General features: G+C 65.7%; 17 protein-coding genes. 6 read left to right on the forward strand and 11 right to left on the reverse strand.

The window, feature by feature from the left end:
• The 4 genes from C7416_RS27000 to C7416_RS29025 form a co-directional block, all read left to right on the forward strand.
• Positions 1-285: DUF2345 domain-containing protein (locus C7416_RS27000; RefSeq protein WP_146604309.1), on the forward strand; the 285-nt coding region annotated here is incomplete at its 5' end.
• A 13-nt stretch (positions 286-298) separates the two neighbouring features.
• Complete coding sequence (locus C7416_RS27005) at positions 299-2551, forward strand: M23 family metallopeptidase (protein ID WP_111521722.1); 2253 nt, start codon at positions 299-301, stop codon at positions 2549-2551.
• Positions 2539-3210, forward strand: a complete 672-nt coding sequence (locus C7416_RS29255; protein WP_198035608.1) for a hypothetical protein — start codon at positions 2539-2541, stop codon at positions 3208-3210. The genes C7416_RS27005 and C7416_RS29255 overlap by 13 nt, the downstream gene beginning before the upstream one ends.
• A gap of 159 nt (positions 3211-3369) precedes the next feature.
• The gene (locus C7416_RS29025; RefSeq protein WP_146604310.1) at positions 3370-3966 is read left to right on the forward strand and encodes a hypothetical protein; all 597 of its coding nucleotides are present in this window, start codon (positions 3370-3372) and stop codon (positions 3964-3966) included.
• Between the two features lie 226 nt (positions 3967-4192).
• Here C7416_RS29025 and C7416_RS27015 read toward each other — a convergent pair whose 3' ends face one another.
• Positions 4193-5605, reverse strand: coding sequence for an amidohydrolase family protein (locus tag C7416_RS27015; protein ID WP_111521724.1), 1413 nt, complete (start codon positions 5603-5605; stop codon positions 4193-4195).
• Between the two features lie 4 nt (positions 5606-5609).
• Positions 5610-6959, reverse strand: a complete 1350-nt coding sequence (locus tag C7416_RS27020; RefSeq protein WP_111521725.1) for a nucleobase:cation symporter-2 family protein — start codon at positions 6957-6959, stop codon at positions 5610-5612.
• Positions 6960-7329: 370 nt separating this feature from the next.
• On the opposite strand from C7416_RS27020, the gene C7416_RS27025 reads away from it, so the two are divergent.
• Positions 7330-8367, forward strand: coding sequence for an AraC family transcriptional regulator (locus C7416_RS27025; protein ID WP_111521726.1), 1038 nt, complete (start codon positions 7330-7332; stop codon positions 8365-8367).
• Between the two features lie 31 nt (positions 8368-8398).
• On the opposite strand, the gene C7416_RS27030 is transcribed toward C7416_RS27025, so the two are convergent.
• The 5 genes from C7416_RS27030 to C7416_RS27050 are packed head-to-tail and all read right to left on the reverse strand — an operon-like array spanning position 8399 to position 13829.
• A complete protein-coding gene (locus tag C7416_RS27030; protein WP_111521727.1) occupies positions 8399-9508 on the reverse strand; it encodes a CobW family GTP-binding protein in 1110 nt (369 codons plus the stop codon).
• Positions 9509-9563: 55 nt separating this feature from the next.
• Positions 9564-10160 carry a UbiX family flavin prenyltransferase gene (locus C7416_RS27035; protein ID WP_111521728.1) on the reverse strand — a complete coding sequence of 199 codons (597 nt, stop codon included), beginning with the start codon at positions 10158-10160 and terminating at the stop codon, positions 9564-9566.
• Positions 10157-12445 carry a xanthine dehydrogenase family protein molybdopterin-binding subunit gene (locus C7416_RS27040; RefSeq protein WP_111521729.1) on the reverse strand — a complete coding sequence of 763 codons (2289 nt, stop codon included), beginning with the start codon at positions 12443-12445 and terminating at the stop codon, positions 10157-10159. The genes C7416_RS27035 and C7416_RS27040 overlap by 4 nt, the downstream gene beginning before the upstream one ends.
• The gene (locus C7416_RS27045) at positions 12445-12957 is read right to left on the reverse strand and encodes a (2Fe-2S)-binding protein (RefSeq protein WP_111521730.1); all 513 of its coding nucleotides are present in this window, start codon (positions 12955-12957) and stop codon (positions 12445-12447) included. Before C7416_RS27045 ends, C7416_RS27040 begins: the two co-directional genes overlap by 1 nt.
• Positions 12945-13829, reverse strand: a complete 885-nt coding sequence (locus C7416_RS27050) for an FAD binding domain-containing protein (protein WP_111521731.1) — start codon at positions 13827-13829, stop codon at positions 12945-12947. The genes C7416_RS27045 and C7416_RS27050 overlap by 13 nt, the downstream gene beginning before the upstream one ends.
• 223 nt (positions 13830-14052) lie before the next feature.
• Between C7416_RS27050 and C7416_RS27055 the strand changes: the two genes are divergently transcribed.
• Positions 14053-14976 carry a LysR family transcriptional regulator gene (locus tag C7416_RS27055; RefSeq protein ID WP_474078300.1) on the forward strand — a complete coding sequence of 308 codons (924 nt, stop codon included), beginning with the start codon at positions 14053-14055 and terminating at the stop codon, positions 14974-14976.
• 24 nt (positions 14977-15000) lie between these two features.
• Here the strand turns inward: C7416_RS27055 and C7416_RS27060 are convergent, their stop codons facing one another.
• The 4 genes from C7416_RS27060 to C7416_RS27075 form a co-directional block, all read right to left on the reverse strand.
• Complete coding sequence (locus C7416_RS27060) at positions 15001-16392, reverse strand: nucleobase:cation symporter-2 family protein (RefSeq protein ID WP_111521732.1); 1392 nt, start codon at positions 16390-16392, stop codon at positions 15001-15003.
• 237 nt (positions 16393-16629) lie between these two features.
• The gene (locus C7416_RS27065) at positions 16630-18081 is read right to left on the reverse strand and encodes a UbiD family decarboxylase (protein ID WP_111521733.1); all 1452 of its coding nucleotides are present in this window, start codon (positions 18079-18081) and stop codon (positions 16630-16632) included.
• A 102-nt stretch (positions 18082-18183) separates the two neighbouring features.
• Positions 18184-19098: an amidohydrolase family protein gene (locus C7416_RS27070; protein WP_012354043.1), complete on the reverse strand. Its 915-nt coding sequence runs from the start codon at positions 19096-19098 to the stop codon at positions 18184-18186.
• 44 nt (positions 19099-19142) lie between these two features.
• Positions 19143-20045, reverse strand: a complete 903-nt coding sequence (locus C7416_RS27075) for an amidohydrolase family protein (RefSeq protein WP_111521734.1) — start codon at positions 20043-20045, stop codon at positions 19143-19145.
• Positions 20046-20353 lie beyond the last annotated feature (308 nt).

The following is a 20353-nucleotide window of genomic DNA, read 5'->3' on the forward strand; positions in this document are numbered from 1 at the left end:
CTCCAGGCGCAGCATGATTTGCTGAAGCTGGCGGCGCGGGAGGACCTGACCATTGTCTCGGCCAACATGAATGTGGACTTTGCCGCGGCCAAGCGGATTCGCATTGCGACGGCTGGCGGGGCGTCCATCACCATCGAGGGCGGCAGTATCACCTTCGAATGTCCGGGGCCGATTACCTATAAGGCGGCGCAGAGGAAGTTTGAGGCAAGCATCCGCCATGACTACCCGCTCCCACTGGCCCCTGCGACTCCATGGGAGATACCCGATTCCTTCCCATACTCCTGAGCCGAATCACGCCATGATCATCAGCTATCCCATTCTTACAATGCCGCCGGCAGGCAACGCCATGGAGGAATCGGAGGACGCATGGTTGGCCCGCCTGCTGGCCGAGTCAGACGACCCGAAGGGCGCGTATCCGGCGCGCATGATCGGCAACACGTACTGTTGGCACGGCGGTCTACATATCGGTGCCAATTCGGCCACGCCGGTTCGTGCAATTGCAGATGGCACCATCGTGGCCTACCGGCTGGCGCCGAAGACAGAAATCTATGAAGGTCGGCCCTATGACACCAGTTTCGTACTGCTGCGCCATGAGACCGAGACAGGCGCCGCCACGCCAGTGGTGTTTTATTCGCTGTACATGAACCTTGCCGCCGCCGAGCATTTGCACGGCCGTACCGACACGCTGCCGGCGTGCTATCGAACCCGTACCAGTCCGGACGCGCGGGTCCCGGACGATCCAAAGAATGCCAAGATCTACCGGCGCGACATACTGGGCTATCCGGGAAGCCAGCATCAGACCGGGCGAAGTGGCTTCCATTTCGAAATATTCTGCACCGACGAGGCACTGGCGGGCTTTTTCCGCGACAGCGGCCGCATCACGGAAAACGGCAGCGCCGATATCTACGGCGACGTCCACTTCGTTATCCCCGAAGGCAAGTCATTCGTAGCGGCGCATCCGCGCTTGCCCAAGGGCAACGGGGTATGGCGGACAGCGGACAAGGATGGCAACCTGATGTTTCCGGCTGGCACAGCCGGGAGCAATACGGGGCAACAGCTCTACGTCAGTGTCCGCCTGGACAAGGACAAGCGTATAACAATCGCACGCATACGTACCGCGCAGGGGCAGTACCGCGAACTCGGCCGGGTCGAACAGCCGGGTTATGGCTACGCCATGCTGGCTCTCGCGGAGGCGCTGTATCCAGACAACCCAAGCGCCGGCCTGGAGTGGCTTACCTTCGGGCGTGTGCTGAGCGAAGAGCGCAGCCGCCACACCGACAATTGGCAATTAGTGCCCTATGCGCCCGGCTCGGTGGGCTATATAGACCTATCGCAAGCCGGCATCGTGCGGCTGTCTGACGCGGACTTCCCACATTGGCTGGGATGGAAGAAGGTCGAAGAAGGCGCAATGCTGACCCCGGCCGATGCTATCGTCGACGAACCGGCGACGCTACAGATGCTGAGTGGGAACGGCGATGCGGGTAAGGCGGCGCTGCGTCACCTGGTGGTCGAGCATCCGACTGAATGGGATGTCTCTGATTTGGACGCACGCTTTGCGCGCTTGCGTAAGCCGGGAATGCCCTTGGTATCGGAAGACAGTTGGCAGCGGTTCAAGGACCAGGCGCAGAAGCTCGCATTCTGGCAGCACACAGGACTGCCTCGTGCGGTATGGCATTTTCATCCGCTGCAGTTCATCCGTCATATGCGTCGGGCGATGTGGCTTAGTGTTGATGAGCTCAGGCAGGCCGTGCCGGCTAGGATGCTGCGAGGCATTGGGGCAGGAATTCCGGCCAAGATAGTTTATGAAGCAGCACAGGTTAGGGCCGGGACGTTGATCGCATCCCACTATAAGCAGTTGAACACCATGTGGCGAAAATATGGGGTAACTACGCGGCGGCGTCTTGCCGCCTTCTTAGGCAACTCGGTACAAGAAACGATCTGGCTGAGTACCTTCGTAGAGGTCGGTGGAAAGAACAACTGGTATGCGCCATGGTACGGGCGGGGAGCTTTGCAACTTACGCATCCAGGGAATTACATCGGGTATTGGAAGTTTCGGGGACGGAGCATTGATGCCTCGCTCAGTACGCTGCTCGCCACGGCTCACAAAAAGGCAAAAAAGCTACGGAGTAACGTGCCGCTTGGCGCTGTGGAGGCTCGCATACCAGACGCGGTGGCAAGGTGGCGTGAGGAGATAGTGGACAAGCATTATGAGGCGGCGGACAGCGCTGGCTACTATTGGCTATTGAACCGGGCTAACGAGGAGGCCGACGAGTACACCCCTAACAAGCGGCGGACCTTCAACATTCATCCCAGCAGCCGGCTTAAGAAACAAGAGCCGTATGTATTCTACGAGAACGTGTCGTTCCGGCGAGTGGCCTGCACCGTTAACCTGCCGGATCATTTGGGACGGGATAATCCATCGTTGAACGGCCTTGTGGATCGGTATCACGCCTACGCCTATGCACAAGTATTGCTGTTCGAGCATCCCACCTTTCCCGATGGTGCTGGCACGGAGCAAATCAAACCGGAGGACTATGGATGGAAAAAGTAAAGCTGCAAGACCGCCTAGCGCTGGCTAGACGTTGGGCCGTCCTTGCCTTGCTGCCTGCCGCACTGAACGCCCGCGCTGGCCCGGACAGTGACGCGACCCTGCCCGATGGCATGCAGCGCTACATAATCCCCATGAGCGGCTGTGCGGTCGAGTTCGTAGCCAAAGCCGGTGGCTATGCTGACCTTGCCGAGCCAAGTCCTGCTCTATTCGGCTATTTTCGACACGACAATCACTATCCGAATGATCGATATGCTAGTGATCTGCATTTCTCGATAAGTTGCCATCCTGGCAATGCAAAAGAGATATGCCCTAGGCTGATGGAGGCATACCGTGGGGTTGAAAAGGACTATGCGCGCGATATACAACTCAGACGACTTAGCGAGTTGAATCCACGTTATTACAGCGAGGCGTACATCCAGACATGGAGTGCAATAGCGCCGCCACGCCCGCGCACATTGGGCTTCTGCATAGGAGATGAGCATCGGGCAGTTATGAGTGAGAACGGCGATGTGCTGTTAGGCTACGACCCGCGCGAGATCATCGAAACGCGCGGCAAGCCGATCTTCAAACGATCGGAGCACGCGTTGCCCGACGTGCTAGCCATCATCCGGTCAATGCGGTTCGTACCTGATCCAGCACCAAACCAAGACATTCGGTAGACCTCGGAATGCATGAGATAGCTCAAAAAGCTCGCTGCGCATTGCACGATGGTGAATAATTTTTGCCAACCTTTCTGCCAGCCTGACTGCACAAGCCACGGTGCAAGACCAGGGTGCGTCTGTGCCGAAAGAAATGCAGCGCTACCCATGTTGATACATATGATCGCAGCGTTTGCTGCCTTTGGCGTGCTGCCTCTTGCCAATGCCGCTGTTGCATATGTTTTTGAGTTGGATGCGCAGAGGCAGAATGTCTCGATTTCTGGAAAGGCTGGAGTTCTCCGCGCTTGCCGGTTTCCTCGGCAGGTAGAATTAGCGAACGCTTCGTTTGACGGTTCGGCCCTGATTGTCTCTGCTACCGAGTATGTTCCTGTGCGAGCATTGCTTTTATGTGATCGCAATCCAGTTGACTTAAGACGCATACCATCAAGCGCGGGATCTTTGGTCGATGTGAATATCGAGCATGGACTATATTTGACGGTGGACGTTGTTTCGGCTTCGCCTTTAAGTTTTTTGGTGACCGTTGCAAGGATTGGCAGCTCGCGCAACATCATGAATATTCCAGGAGCGTATCATTCCACCTTGCCCTTAACTAAGCTCCAGGAGTACGGCTTTTCCTATGATGAGTCCCGTGCACGAGGGAAAGTTTCACCGGATGGCAACTATGTCGCACCGAATGGAGAAATAGATTGCAGTGCGCACGCATATCCGGGTGTTTGGGACATCAAAACCGTCGCGTGCGCGTCCCGGAAAGCGTAGATGCACAGGGCGATGATGATAGGAGCGAATGGTGCCGTTCGCTGTTCAGGAATACGGCACCGGTTTCCAAGAAGTCCAATGAGACGATACCGCGGTACAGCCCAACTCCGGGCCTTCGACACTCCCGCTTTGCCCCGGCTGCCATCCGGTCCCATCGGCGCACCGACCAGCGGGACCTCACAAGAGGGGCGGTAGCGTACGTGATGGTGTCGTGAGTTAAGACCGCTTAATCCAAAAGCGACACCAACGCCTCCCGCGCCTCCCTCCGCAACTTCTCCAAGTCCAGCCCCACCACCGCCCCATCCCGCACCACCTGCCGCCCCCGCACCAGCACATCCCGAACCGGCGTAGGTTCCCCCGCCGCGACCGGCGCCGTACCGATGTCATGAAACCCATGAAACCGCAGCCCGCTGACGTCATAAATCGCCAGGTCCGCCGATTGCCCCGGCGCAAGCGTGCCGATACCGGGCAGCCCCAGAACCTGCGCACCGCCTGCAGTGCCCCAATGAATCACCTCCTCGACTCGCGTTTGCGCAGCGCCGCCGAGGGCGCGGTGGACCAGCCAGGCGAAGTTGGCCTCATGCACCATGCTGCCCGACTCGTTGGAAGCGACGCCATCGACGCCGAGTGAGATCGGCACGCCCGCATCCGCCATCGCGCGCACCGGCGCGATGCCGCTGCCGAGCCGTGCGTTGCTGACGGGGCAATGCGCCATGCCGGTGTTGGTCACGGCCAGCATGCGTATTTCCTCCGGGTTGACGGTGACGAGGTGCGCGAACCAGACGTCGGGTCCCAGCCAGTCGTGGTCGGCGACGAACTGGACCGGCGTGCACTGGTATTTCTCGCGGCAGAACCTGACGTAGTTGTCGGTCTCGGACAGGTGCGAATGCAGGCGCAGGTCCATGCCGCGGCCAAAGGCGGCGAGTTCGCGCAGCAGGGCGGGCGGCAGCGAGAAGGTGGGGGTCGTCGGGGCCACCACCACGCGGCGCAGGCCGTCGGGGGCGGCGTCGTGGTAGCGCGCTTTCAGGCGTTCGATATCGGCGAGCATTTCGTCCAGCGTCTCGGGCACCAGCGCGGTGGCGCGCATGCCGGGATGATCGGAGGCGGACTGGATCGCGCCGCCGCGGCACAGCACCAGGCGCATGCCGAGCTCTTCGGCTACCTCGAACAGCACGTCGCCGGTTTCCGCGCCGTGGCCGTGGTGATACAGGTAGTGGTGGTCGGCGCACGTGGTGGTGCCGGACAGCAGCAGCTCCGCCATGCCCAGCCGCACCGCGGTGCGGAAAATCTCGGGCGTGAAGCGCGCGAGGCGCGGGTAGGCGACGGCCGCCAGCCATTGCTCCAGCCCGGCGTTCATGCCGCTGGGCACGGCCTTGAGCAGGTTCTGGAACAAGTGGTGATGGGTGTTGACCCAGCCCGGGTAGACCACGCAGCCGCTGGCGTCGAGCACGGCTTCGCCGTCATGGTGTGGCAGGCTGGCGCCGATCTCGGCGATGCGGCCGTCGCGGATGCGGATGTCGGCGGCGCCGGCGCGTGCGGCAGTGCCGGCACGGCCGGTCATCACGGCGGCGGCGTTGCGGACCAGCAGGGCGCCGGCGGGCGCGTTGGTGGCGGTGGTGGCGTTGGTGTTGTGCACCATGTTGTCAGACCCCTTGGACGTTGTCGGTACTGGCGGGCAGCTCGTCGGCTTCACGGGCTGGCAGGCCGTTGAGAATCAGGTTGAGGACCACGGAAACCACGCAGGCGATGATCACGCTGCTGTGGACGAAGGGCTGCAGGAAGCCCGGCAGCTTTTCCAGCATGCCGGGCAGCATCACCGGCATCATGGCGCAGCCGAGCGTGATGGAGACGATGGAGAGGTTGTTGGGGTTGCGCTCGTAGTCCACCTCGCCCAGCGTCTTGATGCCGGCGGCAACGACCACGCCGAACATCACCATGGTGGCGCCGCCCAGCGCCGCGGCGGGGATCGATGCAAACAGCGCGCCGATCTTGGGCACCAGCGCCACCGCGCACAGCATCACGCCGCAGGTTGCGACCACCCAGCGGCTGCGCACGCCGGTGACGATCACCAGTCCCACGTTCTCCATGAAGGCGATATACGGGAACGCCGCGAACATGCCGCCAATGGCGCTGGCCAGGCCGTTGGCGCGCAGGCCGCGGGTGGCGTCGCGCTCGGTCAGCGGGCGCTTGACGATGTCGCCGACGGCAACGAACAGGCCCATCGATTCGACCATCTGCACCACCATCACGATCACCATGGTGGTGATCGCGCCGATATTGAAGGTGGGCATGCCGAACGCGAACGGCGTCACCATGGTGAACCACGGCGCGCGCGCGACCTCATCGAAGCTGCCCATGCCCAGCATCCACGCCACCGCGCCGCCGGCCAGCAAGCCGATCACCACTGACAGGTTGCGCACCAGCTCGCCGCCGTGCCGGTTGATCAGCAGGATCAGTGCCACCACGCCGAAGGCGACCAGGAAAAAGATGGGCGCGCCGAAATCCGGCGCGCCCCTTCCGCCTCCAAACCAGTGAAACGAAACCGGGAACAGCGACAGGCCCACCGCGGTGATGGTGCAGCCGCTCACTACCGGGGGGAAGAAGCGCTTGAGCTTGCCGATGATGGGCGCAAGGAACATCGCGATCACGCCAGCGGCGATGATGGCGCCGCAGACGCCGTTGAAGCCCAACGTGGGATCGGTGCCAATGGCGATGACCGGGCCCACGGAGCTGAACGCCACGCCCTGCATCAGCGGCAGGCGCACGCCGAACTTCCAGAAGCCGACGGTCTGCAGCAGCGTGGCGATGCCCGAGGTGAACAGCGCGGTGCTGATCAGCATGGTGGTCTGCGCCGGCGTCATCTTGAGCGCGCCGGCGACGATCATCGGCACCGCGATGGCGCCGAGGTAGCTGACCAGCATGTGCTGGAAGCCAAGCGACGCCATCGCGCGTGCCGGCAGGATCTGGTCGACGGGGTGAACCGCTGGTTTCATGATGGGTCTCCTGCCGCGTACTTGGGGGAAAATGCGCCATGCCGGCGGCGGCTGGCTCGGTCTGTGGTTGCCGGGCTCGGTCCGTCACGGTGCCATGCGCGGCGCATGGCCCACGCATGCCTTGCACAGTAGTGCTGCACGGCATGCCGTCATAGCGTTATTGCGAAGGCTGTGGCACGGGGCCGCAAGCGGGCTTGCAAAATGCGCGCCGGAGGGATCAGGGGTTTCCCTTGGGTTGCGTGAGGGCGGGGTCGGCAATACGATGGATGCGCTGGTTTGCTCCCCTCTCCCGCAAGCGGGAGAGGGGAGCAAACAGTCGGATGTTGATGGAGCGGTAGCCGTTGATCCGTTCACTTTTTTTTCCAACGCCATGTCACCCACTGCCGGATGGTTTGCCGCACCCTCCCGTTCGCCCCTTGGCCGCGGCGGTGACCTCGATCGCATCCAGTCGCTGTCCGGCCGCGTGTTCGGCCCCACGCGCCTGCGTGCGGCGGAGGACGATGCGGCGCTCGATGCGCGCATCGATACCAGCACCATCGGCCGGCTGACGCTGGTGACCATCGCCTACAACCAGGCGGTGCAGATCGAGCCGCAGCCGAACAAGGACGAGTTCGTGATCCAGACGGTGCTGGCCGGCACCTGCCGCGTGGAAACGCCACGTGGCGCGATGCTGATGCCGCCGGGCGCGACCTTTGTGTTCTCGCCGACCGTGCCGACCACGCTGTCGCTGGATCCCGGCTGCGAGCGCTTCAGCGTGGTGATCCGGCGCCAGCTGATCGAAGAGGCATTCCGCCAGCAGTTCAGCTTCGAGCCGCCGGCGCCGATCGAGTTCGACATGCAGCCAGTGGTGGACGATGGCCGTGCCGAGCGCTGGCAGGCGCTGGTGGGCTACCTGCGCGCGGAAACGCGGGTGCGGCGCGAAGGCAGCGGTGTGCCGGCGGTCGATGCCAGCATCGAGCGCATCGTGCTGTCGACGCTGCTGCTCGATCGCTTTGCCGCCGACGCCAATATGCTGCCGCGCCGCTTCGAGGCGGTGCTGCCGGATTACGTGCGCCACGCCATTGCCTACCTGCGCGCCAACCTGGACCAGCCGCTGACGCTGGAGCAGATCGCCGCGCATTGCGGCGTGTCGGCGCGCACGCTGCAGCTGGGCTTCCGCAAGAGCAAGGACACCACGCCGATGGAGTATCTGCGGCTGCTGCGCCTGCATGGCGCGCGCGCCGACCTGCAGCGCCTGCATGGCGCGCGCGCCGACCTGCAGCGCGCACGGCCAGAGCAGGGCATGGTTGGGGCGATCGCGCTACGGCACGGCTTTACCCACCTGAGCCTGTTCTCGCGCGAGTACCGGCGCGAGTTCGGCGAGCTGCCGTCGCAGACCTTGCGCGCGGCAGCATCGCAGCGGGACTGACGGCAAGCCAGTCCCGCCGCCGACAGCGCGATCAGGCGGCCTGTGCCACCGGCAGGCACACCTTCAGCAGCGTCTGCAGTCGCAGCTTGTCGAGATGGCGGCCGATGAACACGAACTTGCTTTGCGGGGGTTCCGTGCCCCAAGCGTCGGCGGGATGGAAGTCCATCAGCCGGTGCACTGCCTGCAGCACGTAGCGGCGGTCATCGCCTTCAACCGCGACGATACCCTTCATGCGGAACACATCGTCGCCCTGTGCGGCCAGCAGCGCCTTCAGGCCATGCTCGAGGCGCTGGCGGTCGAATGGCTGGTCGAACACCAGCGACACCGAGGTCACCGACGGATCGTGGCGGTGGCCGTGACTGTCGTCATCGTGCGCGTGGTCGCAATGCTCGTCGCATACGTGGTCGTGATGCTCGTCGTGCCGGTCATGCGCGTGTCCGGCGTGCTCGTGCGCATCGTGGTCATCGTGCGCATCCGCCTGGATCGTGCCCGGCGTGAACCCGCCGATGCCCAGGATCTTGCCCAGGTCCACCTGCGCGAAGTTGGAGCGCAGGATCTGCGCGCCCTCGTTCAGGCGGTGGATGCGCGCTTCCAGCCGGTCGAGCTGCGCGGCGTCGACCAGGTCGGTCTTGTTCAGGATCACGCGGTCGGCGGCGACGATCTGGTCGACGGCCTGGTTGTCGAAGCCGGTCAGCTGGGGGTCGTCGAGATGGCTCTCGATATGCACCGCATCGACCAGCGTCAGGATGCCGTCGAGCGTGACCTGCCTGGCGACTTCGTTGTCCATGAAGAAGGTGGCGGCCACCGGGGTCGGGTCGGCCAGGCCGCTGGTCTCGACCAGGATATGGTCGAAGCGCTCGGGGCGCTCCAGCAGCTTCTGCAGGATGCGCACCAGGTCCGTGCGCACGTCGACCACGCAGCAGATGCAGCCGTTGGTCATCTGGTAGATCTCTTCGTCCGAGGTCATCACCAGGTCGGAGTCGACGTCGACCTCGCCGAACTCGTTCTCGATCACGGCGATGCGATGGCCGTGCTTCTGCGTCAGGATGTGGTTGAGCAGCGTCGTCTTGCCCGAGCCGAGGAAACCGGTAAGGATGGTGACCGGGACGGGCGGCTGTTGTGCGACGGCAGGTGCGTTCATGTTCTCTCCTGATTAGGGTGCTGCGTTCCCCGCGAGCGCGAGGCGGAAGTTCTTGTCAAGCGGTGGCGACGTGGGGGCGCAGGCCTTGCCAGCGTGTCACCAGGCCGTCGTGCGGTACGTCGAACAGGTCCAGCACCCGTCCCACGGTGTGGTCGACGATGTCGTCGACCGACTGCGGATGCGCGTAGAAGGCCGGCACCGGCGGCAACACGATGGCGCCCATCTCGGTCACCGTGGTCATGTTGCGCAGGTGCACCAGGTGGAAGGGGGTCTCGCGCGCCAGCAGCACCAGCCGGCGGCGCTCCTTGAGCATCACGTCGGCGGCGCGGGTGACGAGGTTGTCGGCCAGGCCGGTGGCGATGGCGGCCAGCGTGCGCATGGAGCAGGGCGCCACCACCATGCCGTCGCAGCGGAACGAGCCGCTGGCGATGGTGGCGCCGATATCGCGCACGTTGTGCACCACGTCGGCCATGGCCTCGATCTGCGGGCGCTGCAGGCCCAGCTCATGATGCGCGGTCAGCAGCCCGGACGGCGAGCACACCAGGTGGGTCTCCCAGCCGTCCAGCGCCGCCAGCGCCTGCAGCATGCGCACCCCGTACACCGCGCCGCTGGCGCCGGTGATGGCGACCACCAGGCGTTGCCTGCGGCTCATGCGCGCCCGCCTTCCCGCGCCGCCTTGTCCGCCAGCGCCTGCAGCACCTGCTCGGGCTTGATCGGGTAGTGGCGGAAGCGCACGCCGATGGCATCGAACACCGCGTTGGCAATCGCCGGCCCGATCGCGACAATCGGGTCTTCGCCCACGCCCTTGGCGCCGAACGGGCCGCCGGGATCCGGCGCGGCTTCCAGGATCACGGTGCGGATCTCGGGCATATCCATCGCCAGCGGCATTTTGTAGTCGACGAAGTTGGCGTTGAGCGAGCGGCCTGTGCGCATGTCGATCTGGTAGTCCTCGTACAGCGTGTGGCCGATGCCCTGCTGGATGCCGCCTTCGATCTGGCCCGCGGCCGCGACCGGATGGATCACCTTGCCGACATCGTGCACCGGGACCACCTGGCGCACGGTGATAAAGCCGGTCTCGGTATCGACCGCGACTTCGACAAAATGCGCGGCGAACGAATACGACTTGGTCGGGTGATAGGTGGCGGTGCCGACCAGCTGCGCGGCGGGAATGCCCTTGCGCGGCATCACCGCCTCGCGCACCGTCAGCGTGGGGCCGTCGCGGTCGCGCACGGCGATGATGCCGTCGTCCAGCGTGAGCGCTGTAGGCTCGCACTCCATCAGCTTTGCGGCGCGCTCGAACAGCTGGCGCTTGATCTCGCTCGCCGCCATCTGCGCCGCCTTGCCGACCATGTAGGTGGTGTGGCTGGCGAAGGCGCCGATGTCCCAGGGCACCACGTCGGTGTCGCCATGCACCACCGATACCGCTTCGAACGGCAACGTCAGTTCTTCCGCCACGATCTGCGCGAGGGCGGTGTGCGCGCCGGTACCCAGCCCGGCCGCGCCGGTTAGCAGCACCACGGTGCCGTCCTCGTTCATCTTGATGATGGCGTTGCCCTGTTCCTTGATGCCGGGATAGGCGCTGCTGCCGTGCATCTCGCAGCCCAGGCCCCAGCCGGTGCGGACCGGACCGGTGGTGTTGCGCGGGCGGCGGCGCAGCGCGGGCCAGTCGAGCAGTGCCATGCCTTTCTCGATGCAGGCCTCAAGGCCGTGACCGATCAGCGGATGGTTCGACGGCGCGATATCGCCTTCGCGCACGGCGTTCCTGAGCTTGAGCTCGGCGGGGTCCATGCCCAGGTGCGCGGCGGCCTCGTCCATCTGCACGTCGAGCGCGTAGTAGGTCTGCACCACGCCGTAGCCGCGGAAGGCGCCGGCGATGGGGCTGTTGGTGTAGACGCAGCGGCCCTCGAGCAGCACGTTGTCGCAGCGGTACAGCGATACCAGCGCGGCGGTGCCGACATTGGTCACGCCGGGGCCGTGCGAGCCGTAGGCGCCGGAATTGAACACCACCTTGGCCTGGCGCGCGGTGATGGTGCCGTCGTTGCGGAAGCCCTGCTTCAGCCAGATCTTTGCCGGATGGCGGGTGCGGCCGCCGAGGAAGGTTTCCTCGCGGGTGTATTCCATGCGCACCGGCCGGCGTGTCTCGCGCGCCAGCAGCGCGCACAGGAACTCGTGCTGGAACAGGTCCTGCTTGGCGCCGAAGCCGCCGCCCATGTGGTCGACCAGCACGCGCACCTTGTGCAGCGGCAGCCCCAGCACCTCGGCCATGATGCCGCGCACCATGAAGGCGGTCTGGGTCGAAATCCACACCGTCAGGTTGCCGTTGCCGTCCCAGCTGCAGGTGAGCACGTTGGGCTCCATGTAGGCCGGCGTGGGGCGGCCGCCCTCGTAGATGCCTTCGAGGATGAAGTCGGCCTCGGCAAAGCCGGCTTCCACGTCGCCGCGGCTGACGATCACCGGCGGCAGCACCAGGTTGCCGCCGGGCTCGCGCTCATGGATGCGCGGGGCGTCGGAGCGCTCGGCGTCCTCGGTGGTGAAGACGGCTGGCAGCGTGTCGTACTCGACCTCGATCAGCTCGAGCGCGCGCTCGGCGATCTCTTCGCTGACTGCGGCGACCGCGGCCACGCCTTCGCCCCAGTAGCGCACCTTGTCGTCCAGGATGTACTGGTCGCAGGTCACCGACGCCGAGCGCGGGTGCGGCGAGCCGGCATGCAGCACGCGCGGCACGTTCTCGTGCGTCAGCACGGCCTTGACCCCGGGCAACGCCAGCGCGCGTGACGTGTCGATGCGGCGGATGCGGGCGTGGGCGACGTTGCTGCGCTTGATCTTTCCATACAGCAGGCCGGGGAAGGGCATGTCGGCAACGTACCTGGCGTTGCCGGTGACCTTGTCGAGCAGGTCGGTGCGCTTGACGCTGTGTCCGATCACGGCGTGGGTCATCATGCCTCCTCGCTGGCGCGGGTACGGTGCTCGCATCCGGCCGGGTCCATGGCCGCGGCGGTCTGCTCGATGGCCTCGATGATCTTGGTGTAGCCGGTGCAGCGGCAGATATTGCCGGCAATGGCAAAGCGGATTTCGTCGCGCGTGGGATGCGGGTTCTCGTCCAGCAAGGCCTTGGCCATCACCACGAAGCCCGGCGTGCAGAAGCCGCACTGCGCGGCGCCGCAGCGCATGAACTGCTCCTGCAGCGGGTGCACGGCGTCGGACGCGGGCTGCACGCCTTCGATGGTGGTGATGTGGCAGCCGTGCGCTTCGGGCGCCAGCACCAGGCAGCTGTTCATCGGCCGGCCGTCGATGATGACGGTGCATGAGCCGCATTCGCCCACGTCGCAGCCCTTCTTGGTGCCGGTCAGGCCGGCGTCGTGGCGCAGCGCGTCGAGCAGCGTGCTGTGGGGTTCGACTGCCAGCTCGCGCGGCTCGCCGTTGATGACGAGTTCGATCATTTTTCGCATGATGCTCCGCGCAGGGCGGCCTCCAGGGCTTGTTCGAGGGCGCGGCGGGTCAGCACGCTGACCATCTGCCGCCGGTAGGCTGCGCTGGCGCGCACGTCGCTGATCGGACGGGCCTCGTCCATGGCGGCGTGTGCGGCCTGCAGGACCAGGGCGTCGGTCATGCGCTGGCCGCGCAGCAGCTGCTCGGCGCGCAGCGCGCGCACGGGCGTGGGGCCGACCGCCGCCAGCACAATGCCGGCGTCGGCGCAGTGGCCGTGCTCCAGCGTCAGCGATACCGCCACGCCGACCGTGGCCAGTTCCATCTGCACGCGGCGGCCGTGCTTCAGATAGACCTTGCCGGTGTTGGCGCGCGGTGCCGGTACGGTGATGCGGGTGACGATCTCGTCCGGCGCGATGGCGGTCTTGCCGACGCCGGTGACAAAGTCCTCGATGCGCAGTTCGCGCGAGCCCGACATGCCGTACAGGTGCACCGAGGCGCCATCGGCGACCAGCGGTGCAATCGAATCCGCCGATGGCGACGCGCGGCAGACATTGCCGACCACGGTGGCGCGATGGCGCACCTGGATCGACGCGAAGTCGGTCACCGCCTTCGCCAGGCCGGCGTAGTGGCGCTGCACGAAGGCGGAGGTCTCGACCGCGCGCGTGGTCACCAGCGCGCCGATGCGCAGGCCGTTGACCGGATCGAAGGTCAGCACGTCCATGCCCGGGATCTTCTTGATGTTGATGACCTGCTCGGGCTTGCGCACGGACTCCTTGATCTGCACCAGCAGATCGGTGCCGCCGGCCAGCACGTTGGCCTTGCCGCCGCACCGGTGCAGCATGGCCGAGGCTTCGGCCAGCGTCGCCGGTTCGAAATACTCAAACGCTCTCATTGCTCCTCCTGGTCTGTGCCATCGGCGGCTGCCGGTGTTGCCGGGGTCGTGCGGGGCGCGCGCCGTTGAATCCATCATGGGCGGCAGCCCTTCATCGGTAAAGGCCCGCAAACGGATTAATTGATCGTGTTACCCTCTGAATCAGACGCGCCGCGAGAGCGCTGGCTCTTCGCCGCACACCGCGCCGCAGAGCGCGCACCCCGAGATCCCGGAGGTAGACAACGTGCCCAACCTCAGCAACATGAACGTGTCGCTGCGCCAGCTGCGCGCGTTTATCGCCGTGGCGCAGGAGCGCCACTTCACCCGCGCCGCCGAAAGGCTGGACCTGTCGCAGTCGTCGGTCAGCGCGCTGATCCACGAGCTGGAAGCCAACCTCGGCCTGAAGCTGTTCGACCGCCACACGCGCCAGCTGCACATCACGCAGGCCGGCGCGGAACTGCTGCCGCTGGTGAAGAAGGCGGTGGCCGATATCGACAGCGTGATCGAGAATTCCAGCGAGCTGCGCACGCTGGGGCGCGGACGCGTGTCGATCGCGGCATCGTCGATCCAGGCGGCGCTGATGCTGCCGCGCGTGATCCGCGAGTTCTGCGTCAGCCATCCGGGCGTGAAGGTGGAGCTGCACGATGTTTCCGAGCATGAAGTGACCAAGATGGTCAGCTCGGGCGAAGTCGACTTCGGCATCGGCACCATCCCAGAGGGCCAGCCCGACCTGAGCGCGCACCGGCTGCTGGACGATGCCTTCGTCATCGTGATGCCCGCGCACCATCCGCTGCGCCGGCGCAAGACGCTGCGCTGGGAGGACGTGGCCGGGCTGCCGGTGATCGGGCCGCACAAGGGCAACCCGATCCGCGACTGCCTGGACACCGCGCTGGCCGCGCGCGGCATCACGCTGCAGCGGGTGCACGAGGTGTTCCTGCCGCTGACCATGGTCGGCATGGTCGACGCCGGACTGGGCATCGCCGTGATGAGCGCGGCGGTGACGCGGCTGACCACCGCGCTGGGGCTGGCCACGGTGATGCCGACCGATCCGGTGATCCACCGCGAGATCTCACTGCTGGTGCATGCGGACCGGTCGCTGTCGCCGCCGGCGCAGGCCTTCCGCGACCTGCTGATGCGCTACCGCGCCAGGCTGGCCGAAGCCAGCTGACGGAGCCTGACTGCAGCAACTACCTCATGCCGGTTCCTTGGCCAGCCCGTGGGGCTGGGGGGCCGGCGAACGCGCGTTGAACAGCAGATTCAGCAGCACCGCGGCCAGCGTGCCCAGCAGGATGCCGTTCTGGCAGAACTTGGCCAGCAGCTCCGGCATCTGCGCGAAGAACTTGTCCGACACCAGCGGGATCATGCCCAGCGCCACGCTGACTGCGACGATGTAGGCGTTCTTCTTGTTCTCGACAAAGTCCACATGGCCGAGGATGCGCACGCCCGTGGCCGCCACCATGCCGAACATCACCAGCGCCGCGCCGCCCAGCACGTATTGCGGGATCGACGCCGCGAAGAAGGCCAGCTTGGGCAGGCAGCCCAGCACGATCAGGATGCCGCCGGCGGTGGCGCAGACCCAGCGGCTGCGCACGCCGGTGACCTGCACCAGCCCGACGTTCTGCGCGTACGAGGTGTAGGTGAAGGTGTTGAACACCGCGCCCACCAGCGCGCCGACGCCGTCCGCGCGCAGGCCGCGCGCCAGGTCTTCGGAGTCGACCGGGCGGCCGACGATCTCGCCCAGCGCCAGGAACTGCCCCACGCCTTCGATCATGATCACGATCATCACCACGCATAGCGTGACCGCGGTCATGGCGTCGAAGGTGGGCCAGCCGAAGTGGAAGGGCGTGATGAATTCAACCCAGTGGGCGTTGTGCAGGCCGTCGAAGCTAACCTTGCCCAGCGCCAGCGCGATCACGAAGCCCACCGCAATCCCGATCAGCACCGCCACGTTGCACAGGAAGCCGCGCGCGAACGCGACCAGCGCCAGCACCGTGCACAGCACCGCGGTGGCGATGGCGATGTTCACCGGCAGGCCGAAGCTGGGATTGGGCACCGGACCGGCCGCGGTATTGATGGTGGGATTGCCACCCGCCGCCCAGTTGATGCCGACCCGCATCAGCGAGACCCCGATCACCAGCACCACGGTGCCGGTCACCACCGGCGGGAACCAGCGCACCATCTTGCCGACATAGGGCGCGGCAAAGTAGGTGAAGACGCCCGCCACCATCACCGCGCCGAACACCGCCGGCAGGCCCAGCGACGGATTGGAGCCGGTGGCGATGATCGGTGCGATCGCGGTAAAGGTGACGCCCATCATCACCGGCAGGCGGATGCCGACCTTCCAGATGCCGATGCTCTGGATCATCGTCACCAGGCCGCAGCAGAACAGGTCGGCGGCAATCAGGAAGGCCACCTGGTCCTTAGGCAGCTTGAGCGCGCCGCCGATGATCATCGGCACGGCAATGGCGCCGGCATACATCACCAGCACATGCTGCAGGCCCAGCGCCAGCAGGCGCGGCGGGGGCAGGACCTCGTCGACGGGATGCGCGGCGGCATTCCCTTGCGTAGGCAGGGTGGGGTTCATGCTGTCTCCTTTGGTCGGTATCACGCCGGTTGCGCATTGCGCTAACGTGTCGCCAAGGTGCCGGCGCTTCCTCTTGCGGGATGGTCTTGCCATCCTCTCGTGCGAAGCCCGCGCCTGTCCTGTCTTGTCAGTCCAGCATGACAGCGGCGCAGGGAAGGTACAACGTTCGCGGTGGATTTATCGATCGGGTGAAACGATGAATCCACCGTTTTCAGCGGGTTATCCCTGAGCCGCGCCTCACGGCACGTGGGATGCCGCACGCTCCAGGCGCGCCAGCAGCGCGGCCGCGCGTGTCATCGCGGCAGGGTCGATGCGCGCGCGAATGCCGTCGAAATTCGGCCCGCGCGTCGCATCCAGCCCCATGCGTGACGTGGTGCCGACACCGGATGCCGACGGATCGAGCGCGCTGCCGGGCAGGCCGTCGACCACCACCACGTCCAGGTGCGGCTGCAGGTGCGTGGCCATGGCCCACAGCACCTCCTCGTCGCGGGTGATGTCGACGTCCTCGTCCACCGCCACCACCGTCTTCAGGTACGGATCCCAGCCCAGCAGGCCCAGCATCACCTGGCGGGCCTCGCCCGGGCGGCTCTGGCGCAGCGCCACGTAGGCGTGGAAATGCGTGCCGGAGCTGGGGTAGTGCACCGCGGTGACGCCGGGAAAGCGCTCGCGCAGCTTCTCCACCATCTCGGATTCGCGCGGGATCCGGCCAAGGTTCAGGTGCTCGGCCGAGTTGCCGCCGACCACGTCGACCAGCCACGCGTCCGTGCGCCGCATCACGCTCTGCACGCGCAGCAGGTTGTTGGTCGAGCGGTCCGATGAGTAGCCGGTGAACTCGCCGAACGGGCCTTCGTCGACGCGGGCCTCGGGATCGATCACGCCTTCGAGCACGATCTCGGCATGCGCCGGCACCAGGATGCCGTGGCGCGGCGTGCGTACCACTTCCAGCGGCGCGCCGAACAGGCCGCCGGCGACATGGCGCTCGTCCACGCCGAACGGCAGCCGCGCGGCGCCGGCCAGCATGAACAGCGGATGCGCCCCGATCACCATGGCCACCGGCAACGGGCGGCCCAGTTCGGCGGCGCGCTGCTGCATGCGCCACAGGTGGCCGCGCGAATGCAGGCTGGTGGCGATCTCGGTCGGCGAATGCAGCATCGAGCGGTGGTAGCTGGCGTTGCCGATGCCGCTGTCGGGGTCTTCCGCGATCAGGATCGCGTTGGTGATGTAGGGACCGCGGTCGGTGGCGAAGTGCCGGATTGCCGGGATCGTGCGCAGGTCGATGTGCTGCGTCTCGACGTGGCCGGTGACGGCGCCGCTGTCCAGCACGCGCGGCGCGACCATGCGGCGGCTGCGGGCCTGGTACTCGGCATGGATGCCGGCGGGCGGCACGCCGCCCAGCATGCGCCCCACGCGCTCGCGCGAGGCGAACAGGTTGGTGGCGAGCGATGTCCCGAGGCCTTCTACATGGTCGAAGAGAAGGGCCGGATGGCGGCCCTGCGCCGCCAGCGCCCACACCAGGGCGGTCGGGTCCTGGTCGGCGCCGACCCGCTCGCGGATCTGCAGCACGTCTTCGGGAAAGGCCTCGCGGTAAGCGGCCAGGAACTGGTGGAAGTCCTGCGAGGTGTCGTGGAAAGGCTGGCGCGCCGGCGTCGCCGGGGTCGCGGGAACGAAGGGCGCTGCGGGTGAGTTCATGGATCGGCTCCTGGGGTCAGGGTGGGCCAGGGCGAAGGCTGCCCCGGCGGCCGGGAATGTTCCCGGCCGCCGTGCCGTGCCTGCCTGCCGAACAGCTAGCGACTACCGGGTGCTGGCGTAGGTATCCTTCAGCCGCGCCAGCGCTTCTTCCTGCGTCCTGGGCGGCGCGGTGGGTTCGATGCCGACCAGCCGGGCGATGTTGTTGCCCATGTAGTCCTCGAGCCCATCCTCGTCCAGGTCCATGCCCTGCGGCGCGGGGCCGCACAGCATTTCCAGCTCGCGCAGCCACATGCCGGGCTCGTTGGGCGGCGTGTCGGTGCCGAACACGATCTTGTCGCGCGGCAGCTGGCGCGCGAACTCGACGATGCGCGACTGGAAGCACCAGCCCGATTCGCAGTAGACGTTGGGCGTGTCCATCGCCATCCAGAACGCCTCGAACGAATAGTTGCCGCCGGTCTGGATGCCGAAATGCCCGATGATGAAATTGACCATCGGGAATTCGCGGATGATCGGGTAGAACATGGTCGGGATCGTGTACGGGCCGTCGCCGGTGTGGATCAGCACCACCACGTTGTACTTGGCGCAGACCTTCATCGCCGGGCGCAGCCAGTCGAGCGCGCGGTCGGGCCGGTAGCCGTGCATGTTGGCATGCAGCTTCAGCATCTTGAAGCCGTACTCCTTGACGTGGAATTCCAGCTCCAGCGCACCTTCTTCCGGGCCCCAGCGCGGGTTGAAGGTGAAGTTGCCGATAAAGCGGTCGGGGTATTTCTGGCACAGCTCGGCGATATACGCCATGTAGTCGCGGATGCCTTCGCGGCCGCGGCGGTTGCCGTCGCGGTAGCCGGTGTTGCCCGGCGGCGGCTGGATAAAGCCCATGTCGATGCGGCGCGGCTTGCCGTTGATCATGTAGGGGCCGTCCATCATCTTGAGCATGCGTTCGCCGTTGAAGGGCTCGCCGGTGTGGCGCCAGGCTTCGTCGACCAGGTTGGTCGGGTGCAGGTGGGTGTCGATAATCATGTCGGGTGCTCCGGAGTCCGTTGTCGTTGGCGCGGGTGCGGACCTTATGCGGCCAGGCGCGCTTTCGCTTCTTCCAGCGTGCGCGGCACCGGCGTCGGCTCGAGGCCGATCATCCGGGCGACGTTGTTGCCGAGGTAGTCCTCGAGCGTGTCTTCATCCAGGTTCAGCCCCTGGGGCGGCTCGAAGCACAGCACCTCCAACAGGCGCAGCCACATGCCGGGTTCGTTGGGCGGGGTGTCGGAACCGAACAGGATCTTGTGCTTGGGCAGCACCTTGGCGAACTCGACGATGCGCGACTGCAGGCACCAGCCCGACTCGCAGTACACGTTGGGCATGTCCATCGCCATCTGGAACGGCTCGAAGCAGTAGACGCCGCCGGTCTGCACGCCGAAGTGGGCCATGATGAAGTTCACCGTCGGGAACTCCTTCATCATCGGCACCCATTCGGTCGGGATGCTGTAGGGACCATCGCCGGTATGCAGCTTGACCAGCACGCCCAGTTCGGCGCATTTCTGCAGAGCCGGCCGCAGCCAGTCGAGCGCGCGGTCCGGCCGGTAGGCGTGCATGTTGGCCTGGAACTGGACCATCTTGAAGCCCAGCTTCCTGACGTAGTGCTCGATCGCGTTGACGCCGTTCTGCACGCCGCAGCGCGGGTTGTAGACGAAGCAGCCGATAAAGCGGTCCGGGTACTTCCGCACCATCTCGACCGTGTACGCCATGTACGCGTCGATCGATTCGCTGCCCGACTTCACGCCGTCGGTGTAGGTGTAGATGGTGTTGCCCTGCGGCGGCTGGATAAAGGCCTTGTCGATGCGGCGCGGCTTGCCGTTGATGGTAAATGGGCCGTCCATCATCTGGATCAGGCGCTCGCCGGTGAACGGGTCGCCGTCGTGGCGCCAGGCCAGGTCCACCAGGTTCGTCGGATAACAGCTGGTGTCGATGATCATGGGAGATCCCCTAACAATGACTAGGTTGGACACGCATGCGGCGGGCGCGCGCGAACAACGCCGCGGGGCCGGCCTTGCATGCTGCGATCGGGAGTCTTTGTCAGGGGAGCGTCTGGACCATTGCGCCACCGACGAAACACTCCGTCAGTGAGCAATCTCCAGTTGGACGTCGCGGCATTGCACCGCTGCTGTCCAATCGACCGCTTCTACCCACGCGCTCTTTATACATAGCGCCTCGGCATGGGTCAAGCGCATCATGTGTTGCGCCGCACGAACAGTGGGGCCGGCCTGCATTCCGGACCAGGCCC

Source organism: Cupriavidus phytorum (assembly GCF_003254285.1).
Taxonomy (GTDB): domain Bacteria; phylum Pseudomonadota; class Gammaproteobacteria; order Burkholderiales; family Burkholderiaceae; genus Cupriavidus; species Cupriavidus phytorum.